Source organism: Arthrobacter luteolus NBRC 107841 (genome assembly GCF_001552075.1).
Lineage (GTDB): Bacteria > Actinomycetota > Actinomycetes > Actinomycetales > Micrococcaceae > Arthrobacter_B > Arthrobacter_B luteolus.
The window spans coordinates 113,710-126,711 of record NZ_BCQM01000009.1; the positions used below are offsets into that span (position 1 = coordinate 113,710).

At 67.0% G+C, this 13,002-nt stretch carries 12 protein-coding genes; 8 read left to right on the plus strand and 4 right to left on the minus strand.

Annotated elements, in window-relative coordinates:
* Positions 1 to 6: 6 nt before the first annotated feature.
* Positions 7 to 621: a TetR/AcrR family transcriptional regulator gene (locus AL3_RS14830; RefSeq protein WP_066302460.1), complete on the minus strand. Its 615-nt coding sequence runs from the start codon at positions 619 to 621 to the stop codon at positions 7 to 9.
* 271 nt (positions 622 to 892) lie between these two features.
* On the opposite strand from AL3_RS14830, the gene AL3_RS14835 reads away from it, so the two are divergent.
* The 5 genes from AL3_RS14835 to AL3_RS14855 all read left to right on the plus strand — a co-directional run bounded on the left by AL3_RS14835 (position 893) and on the right by AL3_RS14855 (position 6,464).
* Complete coding sequence (locus AL3_RS14835; protein WP_066302462.1) at positions 893 to 1,549, plus strand: hypothetical protein; 657 nt, start codon at positions 893 to 895, stop codon at positions 1,547 to 1,549.
* Positions 1,550 to 2,025: 476 nt separating this feature from the next.
* Positions 2,026 to 2,868, plus strand: coding sequence for a DUF4190 domain-containing protein (locus tag AL3_RS14840; protein ID WP_151724076.1), 843 nt, complete (start codon positions 2,026 to 2,028; stop codon positions 2,866 to 2,868).
* Positions 2,869 to 3,048: 180 nt separating this feature from the next.
* Positions 3,049 to 3,858, plus strand: coding sequence for an NADPH-dependent F420 reductase (locus AL3_RS14845; protein ID WP_083521788.1), 810 nt, complete (start codon positions 3,049 to 3,051; stop codon positions 3,856 to 3,858).
* 52 nt (positions 3,859 to 3,910) lie between these two features.
* A complete protein-coding gene (locus AL3_RS14850; RefSeq protein ID WP_066302465.1) occupies positions 3,911 to 4,957 on the plus strand; it encodes an LLM class flavin-dependent oxidoreductase in 1,047 nt (348 codons plus the stop codon).
* A gap of 184 nt (positions 4,958 to 5,141) precedes the next feature.
* Complete coding sequence (locus tag AL3_RS14855) at positions 5,142 to 6,464, plus strand: ion channel protein (RefSeq protein WP_083521789.1); 1,323 nt, start codon at positions 5,142 to 5,144, stop codon at positions 6,462 to 6,464.
* 28 nt (positions 6,465 to 6,492) lie between these two features.
* Here AL3_RS14855 and AL3_RS14860 read toward each other — a convergent pair whose 3' ends face one another.
* Complete coding sequence (locus AL3_RS14860) at positions 6,493 to 7,680, minus strand: ROK family transcriptional regulator (RefSeq protein ID WP_066302467.1); 1,188 nt, start codon at positions 7,678 to 7,680, stop codon at positions 6,493 to 6,495.
* A gap of 212 nt (positions 7,681 to 7,892) precedes the next feature.
* Between AL3_RS14860 and xylA the strand changes: the two genes are divergently transcribed.
* Complete coding sequence (xylA, locus tag AL3_RS14865; RefSeq protein ID WP_066302469.1) at positions 7,893 to 9,080, plus strand: xylose isomerase; 1,188 nt, start codon at positions 7,893 to 7,895, stop codon at positions 9,078 to 9,080.
* A 160-nt stretch (positions 9,081 to 9,240) separates the two neighbouring features.
* Positions 9,241 to 9,591, plus strand: a complete 351-nt coding sequence (locus AL3_RS14870; RefSeq protein ID WP_066302471.1) for a cupin domain-containing protein — start codon at positions 9,241 to 9,243, stop codon at positions 9,589 to 9,591.
* Positions 9,592 to 9,718: 127 nt separating this feature from the next.
* Here AL3_RS14870 and AL3_RS14875 read toward each other — a convergent pair whose 3' ends face one another.
* Positions 9,719 to 11,059 (minus strand): multidrug effflux MFS transporter, encoded by a 1,341-nt coding sequence (locus tag AL3_RS14875; RefSeq protein ID WP_246168720.1) that lies wholly within the window; start codon positions 11,057 to 11,059, stop codon positions 9,719 to 9,721.
* Positions 11,060 to 11,332: 273 nt separating this feature from the next.
* Here AL3_RS14875 and AL3_RS14880 point away from each other — a divergent pair, with 273 nt between their 5' ends.
* Complete coding sequence (locus tag AL3_RS14880) at positions 11,333 to 12,256, plus strand: DUF5996 family protein (RefSeq protein ID WP_066302473.1); 924 nt, start codon at positions 11,333 to 11,335, stop codon at positions 12,254 to 12,256.
* Here AL3_RS14880 and AL3_RS14885 read toward each other — a convergent pair.
* The gene (locus tag AL3_RS14885; protein WP_066302475.1) at positions 12,253 to 12,894 is read right to left on the minus strand and encodes a TetR/AcrR family transcriptional regulator; all 642 of its coding nucleotides are present in this window, start codon (positions 12,892 to 12,894) and stop codon (positions 12,253 to 12,255) included. The genes AL3_RS14880 and AL3_RS14885 overlap by 4 nt on opposite strands.
* Positions 12,895 to 13,002: the final 108 nt, after the last annotated feature.

The following is a 13,002-nucleotide window of genomic DNA, read 5'->3' on the forward strand; positions in this document are numbered from 1 at the left end:
TTTCAGTTAAGTTTGTGTAAACTCCTGCGCCCGGAGGCCGTCGATGAGGACCTGCAGTCCCAGTTCGAATGCGGCTTCGGCCCGGCCCTCCACCGTGTGCGGTGCCTCCAGCGCCCGCTGCAGTGCCGGAAAGGCACCGGCGGGAGGGGCCCAGACGACGGCGGGGGCGGTGAGCTCCAGCGCCGATCCGAGCACCAGGTTATCGATCAGGAACAGTGCGGAAACGATGCGCTGCGGCGGCAGCCCGGCCTGTTCCAGGGCAAGCGCCATGGATTCGTACGCGCCCAGCGCACCGGTGTCCTGGACCGTCTGGGCCAGGATCAGCGGAACCAGCCGCGGATGAGCGGCGATACAGGCCCGGTAGGCACGCACCACGGTGCGCAGCGCCTCATCCCACGGCAGATCGGCGGGCGGAACGCTCAACCGTCCGGCGAACACCTGGGCACGGATCAGCTCGATGATGTGTTCGCGGTTCTGGATGTGGTTATAGAGCGAAGACTGGCTGACCTCCAGCCGACGGGCGATCCGGGGAAAACTGAAGTTCCCGGTTTCGTCGATCATGTCCAGTGCTGCGGTGACGATGGCCTCGGCCGACAGCAGCGGCGAGCGGGGGCGGGGCATGCTGGGCACTCCTTGATTGGTGGTGTTCAACAATCTACCCACTGCCCGGGCAATAGAGGGGAACGGGCTATCGGCGGGCGGGGGCGCTGGGGAGCGCGGGGCCGGCGGGGCCGGGCGTGGGGCCGGCGGAGCCGGGCTGGACCGGGGGAGCGGCAGAGCTGGCCGGCAACCGGCTGGGCCTGCAACCGGCCACCCTGGGTTTTGCAGCTGGTGCTCCGCGGAAACGGCCAGGCTATCCCGTTGCTTTGTGGACTGCGGCTAGGCTCCCGGCATGGACTGGGGAGATTTCTGGGATCAAGCGGCGGTGTGGGCCATCACCTGGATACCTGTGCTCGGCCCGCTGGGCATCCTGACGACGGCGGTGGTCGCCTACATTGCTTACCGGCAGAAGCTCGAAGCGGACCGCCGGGCGCAGTGGTGGGTCCGGACCCAGTGGGCTCTGGAGGCGTCACTCAGCGCCAACCCGCGGCGCTCACTTGCGGGACTCGCTGTGCTGAATGACCTGAAAACCAGTTCCCTGGCCACCCGCGAGGATCGGGCACTGTTTCGGCTGATTGCGCTGACGGTGCAGGACGAGGTGCTGGGGGAGGAAGCAGTCCGGGGGCTCCTCCCGGTCCCGGACACCGGTGCAGAGACTGAGCCGGGCGCTGGGGCAGGCACTGAATCGGGCGCTGGGCCGGACACTGAACCGAGTGCTGGGCCGGGCTCTGAACCGAGCGCTGGGCCGGGCATTGGGCGGGGCGTTGAATCGGATTCTGACCAAGACGCTGAGAAAGGTGCTCCGGCGGGGCGGGGGATGGTGTGGGGCGCCGGTGCGCCGGAGACATCGGGTGAGCTGGCAAGCGTTTCCCGGCCGCTGAAGATGCGGATTCTTGAACAGGTCCGCGAACTGATGGCGCCGGACCCCCGCGACCTGATCGGGCGGTGACGTCAGGCACTTCTGCGGAAAGATCTTTTCGAAGAAGGAGCTGGCCTGCGGCATTGGGTGAATCGAAGGAGCAAGCCGTTGGCTTAGTCGCTGGAAATACCTGGATGGGCCATCCACTCTCCGTCGAGAGGTGCTGGGTTTCCCCGGTGCGCAGCTCCGGCGGGCTGATTCCGCTCCCACCCGCCATATCTGCGCACCGGAGTTCCCATCTGTCTCACCGTCACCAGGCTGTCACCATGCCAGTCTCCGGAACCCCCATGGGCCACACCTTCACCGGGCGGCTGCCGCGTCTGTGCAGCGGAGTTCCCTTTTGCCTCACCTCCACCAGTTCACCGCCATGCCAGTCTCCGGAACTCCTTGCCGCGCACCTCGGGCGCTCCTACCGTTGAAGAACCCTGAAAAATCGACCCCGCCGCTGGGACGGGCCAGAGTCCGGGCCCTGACACCCTGCGGCGCCCGGACCTTGCGAGGCGATCATGGGAACTCAGCCAAACGACCCGATGTACAACTATGGCCAGGCGTACCCGCCGCAGGGGCCTCCCTCCAACCAGGGCCGCGGGATGGCGCTCGCCGGGCTGATTTTGGGAATCGTGGGGCTGGTCCTGTGTTGGGTGCCGTTCCTGAACATTGTGGCTCTGATCGTCGCCCTGGTGGGGCTGGGGCTCTCGATCGCGGCACTGGTCATCGCCATGCGGCGGCGGACGTCCGCGAAGGGCCTGTCCATCGCGGGAACCGTCGTCTCCGGGGTGGCAGTGATTGCGTCCATCGTTGCTATTGCCCTGCTGTCAGCATTCTTCACGGCATTCAATAACTCGATGGACAACGTTGTCCCCTACGGTGGCGGCCAGACAACCAGCTCTGCATCGGCTGGTTCGGGGTCGGCCACAGCCGTGCCGGAAGCCAGTCTCCTGCCCATCGGAACCGCGGCAGAGATCGGGGACTATTCCGTGACGGTATCCAGCGTTCAGCTTGATGCCACTGACGAGGTCCTGAGCTTCAATCCGGTCAATCAGGCGCCGTCCGGACAATATGTCCTGATCACATTGAATGTGGTTTACAACGGTGCCGCAGAAGGAGACCCCTGGCTGGAATTGAGCACTAACTTTGTCGGATCGGACAACCGTCAGTACGACGAGTCCTCCTGCGCCGCGCTCCTGGAGCAGGGTGGAGCATCCGTGCCGACGCTGGAAAACGGCGGGCAGGCCGACTATCAGGTGTGTATGGATGTGCCGGCAGCAGCTGTTCCCGGCGAACGCGTGCTGGTTGAAGAGACTCTGGCCTTCGACGGGCCAAGCGAGGCCAGCTGGAAGACCCAGTAGCCGGCAGCGGGCACTTTTCTGGCGTGGCCCTCCGTGCGCTGGTGAAGTGAACCAGTGAAGTGAACCAGCGAAAAAGTAGATGCATTTGCATAAAGTTTGGCTCCTCCCTAAGCTTTGAGAAGGCAGGAACCGGCCCTTGCCCACCACGCAGAAGGCCGGCAGCTACGCGGGAGGAGCAGGATGAGCCACGTCGGGAACAACCAGGCCCAGCCTCATCAGACAGAGCCTGATCAGACAGAGCCTGAGCAGGCACAGCCAGCCCAGGCACATTCACACCAGGCAGAAGTAAGCGGGCAGCCGGCAAGCCGGCCGCAGACCATTGGCGTCCTTGGCGCAGGCCGGGTGGGAACCGCCGTCGCGCGCCAGGCGCTCAAAGCGGGCTACGAGGTGAAGATCGCCACTTCCAGGCCCGCCGCGGAAAATGCTCTGTTGGTGGAAATCATCACCCCGGGTGCTGCTGCCGTGGATGTGTCTGAAGCTGTGCAGGCAGACCTTGTGGTGGTTGCCGTTCCGCTGCACCGCTACCGCACGCTGTCGCCGGAGGCCCTGGCCGGAAAAACCGTGATCGACGCGATGAACTACTGGGCGCCGATCGATGGCACGATCACCGATTTCGAGGACGGCGTGCGCGGCAGCAGCGAAGTCGTCCAGGAATTCCTCGCCGAATCCAACATCGTCAAGACCCTCAACCACATCGGTTATCACGATCTGGAGGCCGACGGCGCCGGGCCGGGTACACCGGGCCGGCGCGCGCTGGCGGTGGCCGGGGACGATCCGGAAGCGCGGACACGCGTAGCGGAGTTCCTGGACCGGCTCGGGTACGACGCCGTCGACGCCGGTCCGCTGGCGGCAGGCCGTGTGTTCCAGCCCGGCACCGCGATTTTCAACGGTCCGCACACCGCGGCCGCGGTCCGGGACCTGCTGGGCGAGGTCCTGGACAACGCGCCGGACAACACACCGGACAACGCTCCGGCCGCCGCGGCGGCCTGACGCCCCGCTCAGCCGCCATACCCCACCCACGCAGGCTTTACAGGAGATATCAATGGAAATCGGCGCCTACAGCTTCGGCGACACCCAACTGAACCCGGATGGGACGCCACGGCCTACGGGAGAAGCGATCCGCAACCTCTTCGACGCCATCGTGCTGGCGGACCGGGCCGGCCTGGATTATTTCGGCATCGGTGAACACCACACCGTGAGCATGCCCGCCTCCTCGCCCGGGGCGTTGATTGCCGCGGCTGCGGCCGCCACCGGCCGGATCAAGCTGGGCAGTGCCGCCAGCATTATCGGCACGGACGATCCGGTCCGGGTTTTCCAGCAGTTCACGACGGCGGACGCGGTCTCCGGTGGCGGCCGGATCGAAATCACGGCCGGCCGGGGCTCCTCGGTGGAGACCTTTCCGCTGTTCGGCTACGACCTGAACGACTACGACGAACTGTTCGCTCAGAAGCTTGACCTGCTGCTGACGCTAAACAACAGCACAACGGAGAACATCACCTGGAGCGGGAGTGTCCGGCCCGCCCTGTCCGACTTCGCCGTCGTGCCCCGGCCGGTTCTCGGCCGCCTGCCCATCTGGCTCGCCACCGGCGGCAGCGCGCCGTCGTCGGCCCGTGCCGGAAGGATGGGGCTACCCGTCTCCTACGGCATCATCGGCGGCGCGCCGCACCGGTTCGCGCCGCTGGCCCAGCTGTACCGCCAATCCGCGGCGCAGGCCGGCCACACCGGGGAGAACATCAAGGTCTCCGTGGCTGCCATGGGATTGATCGCACCCACCAAGAAGGAAGCCCTGGACCGGTTCTACCCGGGCTGGCACAACCTCAACGTCGAAATGGGGCGGCTGCGCGGCTGGCCGGCACCGGAAAAGCGGGACTATCTGGCCCAGGCTGAAGCCCCCGGCGCCTACTACATCGGCGATCCGGACGAGGTAGCCGAACGGATCGTCCACCTCCACGGCTACATGGGCCACGTGCGCCACTTCCTGCAGATGGACCTCGGCGGGACCCCGCATGAGTACTTCCTCGAATCGGTCAACCTGCTGGCCACCGAGGTGAAGCCCCGGGTTGAGCGGCTGCTGGCCAAGAACCGCTAGCTCAGGCCGGTCCGGGGCCCAGCCAGGGCACCCAGCCCACCGCTGCGGCAGGAGGCCGGGGCGGCGGATCCGGCGCCGGGAGGGCCGCCGCCGGACGCCGTCCTGTCCGTTTGCCGGGGCGAACGCGTAACCTGAGCAAACCCGCGGAGACAGCCCTCCGCTCCGGCCGGCCAGGGATGGCACCATGTCTGATACCCCAAACGACGGCGTCCTTGCGCAGAACCGTGTCCGGACCCTCGCGGCCCTCACCCTGCCCGCCATCCTGATCGGTGTGGTTTCAGCGCTGATCCTCTATGGCCTGGACGAAGCGGCCGCCCTGCTGCAGCACCTGCTCTGGGACGATCTCCCCGGAGCCGTCGGCGTGGATCCGGACAGCGGCTGGTGGATCTTCGGCACCCTGACCCTGACGGGTGCCGCCGTCGGGCTGATCGCACGGTTTGTACCCGGCCATGGCGGACCGGACTCCGCCGAATCCGAGCTGGCGGAATCTGCGCTGCCCATCGGCGTGATCCCCAGCCTGGCCGCAGCGGCGGTCCTCGGGCTGGCCGGCGGGGTCAGCCTCGGTCCTGAGAACCCGATCATCGCCATCAATGCCGCCGTGCTCACCGTCCTGATCGGCCGGCTCTTTCCGAAGGTGCCGGGCAAACTGATCGTGGGAATGACGATTGCCGGCACGGTGGGCGCCCTCTTTGGGACCCCCGTGGCCGCAGCGCTGCTGTTCACCGGCATTGTTGGGTCAACGGCCGGGGCCGGCGCGCTCTTCGACAAGCTTTTCCTCCCACTGGTGGCCGCCGGTGCAGGTGCCGTCATCATGAACTTCCTCGGCGGAACGCTCCTGGACATCAGCGTTCCGGCCGCGGAGAGCGTGAATGGGTGGGACATCCTCGCGGCCATGATCATTGCGCCGCTGGCCGCGGGCTTCGGGCTGCTTGGGGTCTTCGCCTTCCGCTGGGCGCACCGGGTCTTCCACCGGCTTTCGAATCCGGTCCTCTTTACGACCCTCGGCGGCGCTCTGCTGGGGCTCCTCGGCGTGATCGGCGGACCCATCACGCTGTTCAAGGGTGCAGAGGAATCCGGTGAGCTCCTCGCGGCTCCGGGGCAGCCCTTCGGGACGCTCCTGCTCCTGGCGGTCATCAAACTGTGTGCGCTGGTGATCGCGGCAGCAGCAGGATTCCGCGGCGGCCGGATCTTTCCCTCGGTCTTTATCGGCGTCGCCTTCGGGCTGGCGGCCGGGGCCCTGGTTCCCGACGTCCCGGTCAGTGTTGTGGTTTCCGCGGCAGTGCTGGGACTGGTGCTCGCCGTCGCCCGCGATGGCTGGATGGCCCTGTTCATCGCAGTCGTAATCACCGGTGATGTGGCGGTCACGGCGCTGCTGTGCCTGGCCGTCCTGCCGGCCTGGCTGGTGGTTACCAACGCCCCGCACATGCTGGCGGACGACGACGGCGGCCACGGCGGCGGCTCCGGCAGCCCGGCCGGCGGACCGGAGACGCGGCCCGGCACGGGCTGACGCGGTATTCGGATTCCTGCCCGCGCACCTATGGGCCGGGTTCGGCCAGGTTCAGCGAGTACGACGCCGGATCGGCCAGGAGCGGGGCGAAGGCGAGTTCCGCTGCTCCCACCAGCAGCAGGTCGGCTCCCAGGGCAGCCCGGCGGATCTCCACCGTCCGGCCCAGTCCGCCGATGGCACCCTGGGCGACGACGGTCCGCAGCCGCTCCGGATCAAACGACCACAACGCGCCCAGGAAACCGCCGAGCAGGATGGTCCGGGGATTGAAGATGTTCACCAGATTCACGACAGCCTCGCCCAGCAGGTCCAGCTGACGGCCGGCAGTCTGCCGGAACGCGGGGGAGTCCTGGGTCCGCATGGCGGCTTCCAGCTCGTCCAGGTCTGCGGACTCCAGGCCGAGCGCCTCGAGCAGGCCGCCCAGGTTGACCTCGGTTTCCAGGCAGCCGCGGCGCCCGCAGTGGCAGGGCAGTCCGTCGGTGCGGACCAGGGTATGGCCGAGCTCCCCGGCATATCCATCCGACCCGCTCAGCGGAATGCCGCCCACCACGGCGCCGCCGCCGATGCCGCTGGCGCTTCCGTTCAGGTACACCACATCCTCCTGCGCTACGCCCGCACCAAAAATGCTCTCGGCCAGGGCGCCCAGCGCGGCGTCGTTTCCTGCGCGGGAAGGCAGGCCCAGGGCGGTGCCGAGCGCGGCGGCCAGCGGTTCGTTTTCCCAGCCCAGATGCGGTGCGAGACGGACCGACCCGTCGGTGCTGTCCACAAGTCCCGGGACGGCAGCGCCGGCACCAATCACCCGGTCCATTGCTGCGAGGGCCGGGGCCATGCCGCCCGCGGCTGCCCGCGCGATCTCCACCGTTTCCGGGACGCTCGGACAGGCGGCGGTGCAACGAACCTTCCGGTGCACCTTGCCGCCCAGCCCCACCAGACCGACCGTGACGGCGTCGACGTCGGGATGGACGGCCAGGACGGCGACGCGCTCGTTGGGATGCACCCGTGGGCTGGGGCGTCCGGCCCGCCCGGCAGCGGCCGGTTCGGTTTCGTAGGCCAGTCCCAGCCGCGCCAGCTCGGCGGTGAGGGCACCGACCGTAGAACGGTTGAAGCCGGTGAGCCGGGTGAGGTCGGCGCGGGAAAGCGGCCCGCGGTGATGCAGCAGTGTCAGGATCCGGGAGAGATTCTGCACCCGGATGCCTTCACTGCCCGGCTTGGTCGGCATGCGCTGGATCCTTCGAGCAAGTGGCAGGGACGTTTGATTGTTGCATGGAACAACAATCAGGGCGGGGACGGCAACGGGGTCTGCGCAGCGAAGGGCCAGCAGCTGTAGGGGCCCGGGCGTGCTGATCGGAGAACCATTGACACCCTGATCGGCCGTAGATATGTTGTCTCGCACAACATATCCGTTCAAGGCCCGATCCTGGAGCAGTGCACATGCCAAAGACGCCAACACCTGCCGACCGTTTCACCTTCGGACTCTGGACGGTGGGGTGGACCGGGAACGATCCGTTCGGCACCCCCACCAGGGCTGACCTTGACCCGGTCGAGGCGGTGCAGAAGCTCGCCGATCTGGGAGCCTACGGAGTCACCTTCCACGACGACGACCTCATTCCGTTCGGCTCCTCGAACCAGGACCGCGGGCTGATCCTGAAGCGGTTCAACAGTGCGATCCAGGAAACCGGGCTGAAGGTTCCCATGATCACCACGAATCTCTTCAGCCACCCGGTGTTCAAGGACGGCGGTTTCACCTCCAACGACCGTTCCGTGCGCCGCTTCGCGCTGCGCAAGGTGCTGCGCAACCTGGACCTTGCCGCGGAACTGGGCGCCGAAACCTTCGTGATGTGGGGAGGCCGGGAAGGCGCGGAGTACGACGGTTCCAAGGACTTCGCAGCAGCTTTCGACCGGATGAAGGAAGGTGTGGACACTGCCGCCGGCTACATCAAGGACCAGGGCTACAAGCTCCGCATCGCGCTCGAGCCCAAGCCCAATGAACCGCGGGGCGACATTTTCCTGCCCACGGTCGGGCACGCACTGGCCTTCATTGCCGAACTCGAGCATGGTGACATCGTGGGCCTGAACCCGGAGACCGGGCATGAGCAGATGGCCGGGCTGAACTACACCCACGGCCTGGCGCAGGCGCTGTGGGCCGGCAAGCTCTTCCACATCGACCTCAACGGGCAGAAGTCCATCAAGTACGACCAGGACCTGGTTTTCGGCCACGGGGACCTGACGAGTGCCTTCTTCACCGTGGACCTGCTGGAGAACGGCTTCCCGGGCGGCGGACCGGTTTACGACGGTCCCCGGCACTTTGACTACAAGCCTTCCCGCACCGAGGGATACGACGGTGTCTGGAACTCGGCAGCCGCGAACATGTCCATGTACCTTCTGCTCAAGGAACGGGCCCAGGCTTTCCGTGCAGATCCCGAAGTCCGTGCAGCCCTGGAGACCTCCGGCGTTTATGAGCTGGGCCTGCCCACCCTGGCGGCCGGGGAAACGGCTGCCGCGCTGATCGCGGACCCTGCCTCGTTCGAGGAGTTCGACGCCGATGCCGCGGCCCAGCGCTCCTTCGCCTTTGTCCGGCTGAACCAGCTGGCGCTGGAACATCTGCTCGTCGCCCGCTGAGCTGGGTGGACGCGCGGCGGTGGTGCGCGGGCGGGATCACGGCGTGGGTGCGCAGCTCTGGCGGGGTAATTTCTGGCGACGTCGCAGTATCTGCGCACTCAGCGCCTGCGGGAGGGCAGGCTATGGCCCCGCGGCCACCGGCGGGCATACTCTTCCAGCTATGACCCAGGATCCCGTTGAGTCCAATCCCCGGAACTACAGTGTGGTCTTCGAAAACGACCGCGTGCGGGTCCTTGAATACCGGGATGTGCCCGGGACGAAAACAATTATCCACCGCCACCCCGACAGTGTGATGATCACCGCCAGCGCCTTCCGCCGCAGACTGACTACCCCGCAGCGCGAGATGGACGTGCAGCTGCCGGCCGGTGCGGCGCAATGGCTGCCGGCGCAGGAACACGTCGGGGAGAACACCGGAGACACCGAGACCCACGTGTTCTTCGTCGAACTCAAGGAAGCGCCGCCCTCGGCAGCCCCAGCGGCACCGAACCTCGGGCCGGCAGGACGGACCTGAGCCTGACCGCCCGGCTTCGACGGCCCGGACCTGCCTGACCGCCCGCCCGGCTTCCTGACCCTAGCCCGCCCTGCCCGGCTGCCTGGCTTCGACGGCGCTAGGCCCACCCGCCGCCGGGTCATCCGCTCTACGCCTGCCCGGCTTCCGCGATGTCGTCCTGCCCGGCACTGTCCTGCCCGGCGTTCGCCTGCCCGGTTCCCAGGCGCCGGTTCAGCCGCCCGTCGCCGCTGCCATTCCGCCCGTTGCCACGGCGGTAGGCCGGCGTCGACGCCAGAACCAGGACCATGGCCACTGCACAGCCGATGATCACGCCGGCCATGGAGAGGGCGCTCCCGCCGAAGACCCCGACCAGCGGGCTGATCAGCCCGGCCAGGCCAACCTGCAGGCAGCCCAGCAGGGCGGCCGCCGTTCCGGCCATCCGGCCGTAGCCGTCCAGCGCCAGCGAGGTGGCGTTGGCGAAGATGAAACCCTGCATTCCCAGCACCAGCCACAGCCCGGCCACCAGCCCAAACACGCCGCCAGCCCCGGTGATGATGATGACAGGCAGTGCCAGCGCGAGGACCAGGAGGATCGGGGCTGCGATGCGCAGGATGCCCGACGACGACGCCCGGCTCAGCATCGAGGCGTTGATCTGGGAGGAAATCACCATGGCGACGCCGTTGACGGCGAAAATCAGCGCGAACTGGCCGGGGGTGAGGCCGTACTCTTCCTGCATCACGAACGGGGAACCCACCACGTAGCTCATGATGACGCCCATCGCGAGGCCGGGAATGACCGCATAGGCCAGGAACCGGCGGTCGCGCAGCAGGATCCGGTAGCCGCCGGGCTCGCCGGTTTTCGGGCTGCCCTTCTTGGCGCGGCTGAGGCGGCGTTCCGGCGGCAGGGTTTCCGGCATCCAGCGCCAGACGATGATGACGAGGATGACGCCGATCAGTGCCAGGGCGTAGAACACGGCCCGCCAGGCCCAGATGCCGGCAACCGCCTGGCCGAGGGTGGGTGCCAGCAGGGGAGCCAGCCCGATCATCAGCATTAGCCGGGAGAGCAGCTTGGCTGCATCCGAACCGGTGAACCGGTCGCGGATAACGGCAATTGCCACCACCGAGGCGGCGGCGTTGAAGAAGCCCTGCAGCACCCGCAGGCCGATCAGCAGGCCGATGTTGGGGGCAATAGCGCACAGCAGGGACGTCACAATATGCATGGAAATGCCGATGAGCAGCGGCAGCCTGCGTCCGAACCGGTCTGACAGCGGACCGATCACCAGCTGCCCGACGGCGGTGCCCAGCAGGGTGCCGGAGAGGGTGAACTGGGCCGCCGTCGTCGTCGTCGCCAGATCAGCGGCGACCTCCGGCAGCGCCGGAAGATACATGTCCGTGGTGACAGCGGGCAGTGCGGCGAGGGCGCCGAGCATCAGGATGTACTTCAGGCTCCGGGAACGGGAGGTGGCTCGCTTCGGGGAAGAACTGGTCACCGGGGAAGGCTCCTAGAGAGGGGTTGGGGCACATGGGCCTCAGTGCTCGAACTGCAGCCTGGGCTCGGACAGAACTGTCACGTCTGCCCGGAGGATCAGCTGTAATTATAGGTACCCGGACCGCGGCCTGTCCCAGTGATGTTCCCCACCTGCCTGCCGCAGAGTTGGGGGAGGGCGGCGTTGACCGGTCCAGGAGCCCGACCCACACTTGAGGGATATTCCTTTACGCCCGTGTACGTTCCCCGCAGCAGCCACAGATCTGAGGCGATACCCATGGAAAAACGGATCCTGGACTACACCGAATGGCAGGACACCGCCGATACCCTGCACCTCTTCCTGCAGATGGCGGGCAAGGTCAAGATCGAGCGCTCCGACAAGCGGCCGGGCTGGGCGCACATCCGGATGCCGCTGACCATCGACGGGATCGGGACCGGGATCATTCCCGGCGACGGAGCCAGCTTCGAGATCTACTTCAACCTGCGCCAGCACCACGTGGATGTGCAGAACACCAGCGGCAGCAAGTCCCGGATTCCCCTGCAGGACGGGCTCAGCGTGGCGGACTTCTACGCCCAGCTGATGGGGGCCTTGGACTACATCGGTGCGCCGACCCGGATCAACACCACACCGCAGGAGTTCCACGACGGCACACCGTTTGACCAGGACACCAAGCACCATTCCTGGGACCGGCAGGCCGTTGCCCTTTACCTGGACCACCTGCACTTTGCCTACCGCTGCCTCTCACGTTTCCTCGCCCCGTTCCGCGGCAAGGTGTTCACTCCGCAGTACTGGTTCGGCACCATGGACCTCTCCGGGTCCGTCTTCGCCGGGCAGGCAGCCCCGTACAGCGGAACGGATGTGATCGGGGTGAACTGCTTCGACGAGAAATTCGTGGAGTACGGGTTCTGGCCCGGTGACGTGGCAATGAGCAAACCGGCGTTCTACGGGATGCCGTACCCGTTTATGGCCGGCATCGACAGCTATGCGAGCATGCTGAAACCGGACACGGCCGTGTTCCAGCCGCAGATGAACGAGTTCATCCTGACCCTGGAGGACGCCTTCGCCGCACGCGACCCGGAGCAGGCCGTCCTCGACATGTGCCGGAGCAGTTTTGAAATCGTCCAGCGGATTGACCGGTGGGAGGGCCTCGACTGGATTACCGAGCCGATGACCTATCCAGCGGCGTCATCCTCCGCCTAGCCGGGAGTATTTCCGCCGCCAGGACGCGGCAGCGCAGCCAGATATGCCAGCGCCGCCGCGAGGCCGGCCTCGAACGCGTCATCCGACCTGCGCTCCAGTGATTCCCCGCAGCCGTCCAGCGCCCTATGCAGCACGGGCTGGGCCTCCGGTGCGGTCCGCCAGGCGACCGCGGGTCCGGCGGTGTCCACGGAGGAACCCAGGCAGAAAATGTCCAGCACCGAGATCCCGAGCACAACCTGCGCATCGTCGAAACCCGCACCGGCGAGCACCGCAGCCAGCCGCTCGTAGACCTCCAGTGTGGGGGCATCGGTCACCGCCTCGCCCACCAGCAGCGGAACGGCCTTGGCATGTTCGCTCAGGACCCGGCGGTAATTCCGGGTCCACGCCGCGGCCTGCTCCTGCCACGGTCCTGGCCCCGGCGGGAAGTCCGCGGAGGCCAGGGCCTGGGCGCCGATGATGGAGCGCATGCCGTTAATGATCTGCGGCCGGCCCTGCACATGGTGATAAAGCGAGGAAGGGCTCACGCCGAGGCGGTGGGCGAGCTGGGGGATCGTAAAATCCCCCAGCTCATCGACCAGTTCCAGAGCGCCGCCGTGGATCTTCTCCGAGGAGAGCAGTGGGGTGCGGGGCCTGGCCATGTCTCTCCTCGGATCGGTTGGTGTTTAGTCGAACACGATGACGCTGCGGGCACGTTCCCCGCGGCGCATGGCGTCAAACGCCTCGTTGACGTCGTCCAGCTTAATCCT

Coding starts and splice junctions, on each gene's coding strand:
- AL3_RS14830 (WP_066302460.1), bottom strand. CDS start 621: ATGCCCCGCCCCCGCTCGCCGCTGCTGTCGGCCGAGGCCATCGTCACC.
- AL3_RS14835 (WP_066302462.1), top strand. CDS start 893: ATGGACTGGGGAGATTTCTGGGATCAAGCGGCGGTGTGGGCCATCACC.
- AL3_RS14840 (WP_151724076.1), top strand. CDS start 2,026: ATGGGAACTCAGCCAAACGACCCGATGTACAACTATGGCCAGGCGTAC.
- AL3_RS14845 (WP_083521788.1), top strand. CDS start 3,049: ATGAGCCACGTCGGGAACAACCAGGCCCAGCCTCATCAGACAGAGCCT.
- AL3_RS14850 (WP_066302465.1), top strand. CDS start 3,911: ATGGAAATCGGCGCCTACAGCTTCGGCGACACCCAACTGAACCCGGAT.
- AL3_RS14855 (WP_083521789.1), top strand. CDS start 5,142: ATGTCTGATACCCCAAACGACGGCGTCCTTGCGCAGAACCGTGTCCGG.
- AL3_RS14860 (WP_066302467.1), bottom strand. CDS start 7,680: ATGCCGACCAAGCCGGGCAGTGAAGGCATCCGGGTGCAGAATCTCTCC.
- xylA (WP_066302469.1), top strand. CDS start 7,893: ATGCCAAAGACGCCAACACCTGCCGACCGTTTCACCTTCGGACTCTGG.
- AL3_RS14870 (WP_066302471.1), top strand. CDS start 9,241: ATGACCCAGGATCCCGTTGAGTCCAATCCCCGGAACTACAGTGTGGTC.
- AL3_RS14880 (WP_066302473.1), top strand. CDS start 11,333: ATGGAAAAACGGATCCTGGACTACACCGAATGGCAGGACACCGCCGAT.
- AL3_RS14885 (WP_066302475.1), bottom strand. CDS start 12,894: ATGGCCAGGCCCCGCACCCCACTGCTCTCCTCGGAGAAGATCCACGGC.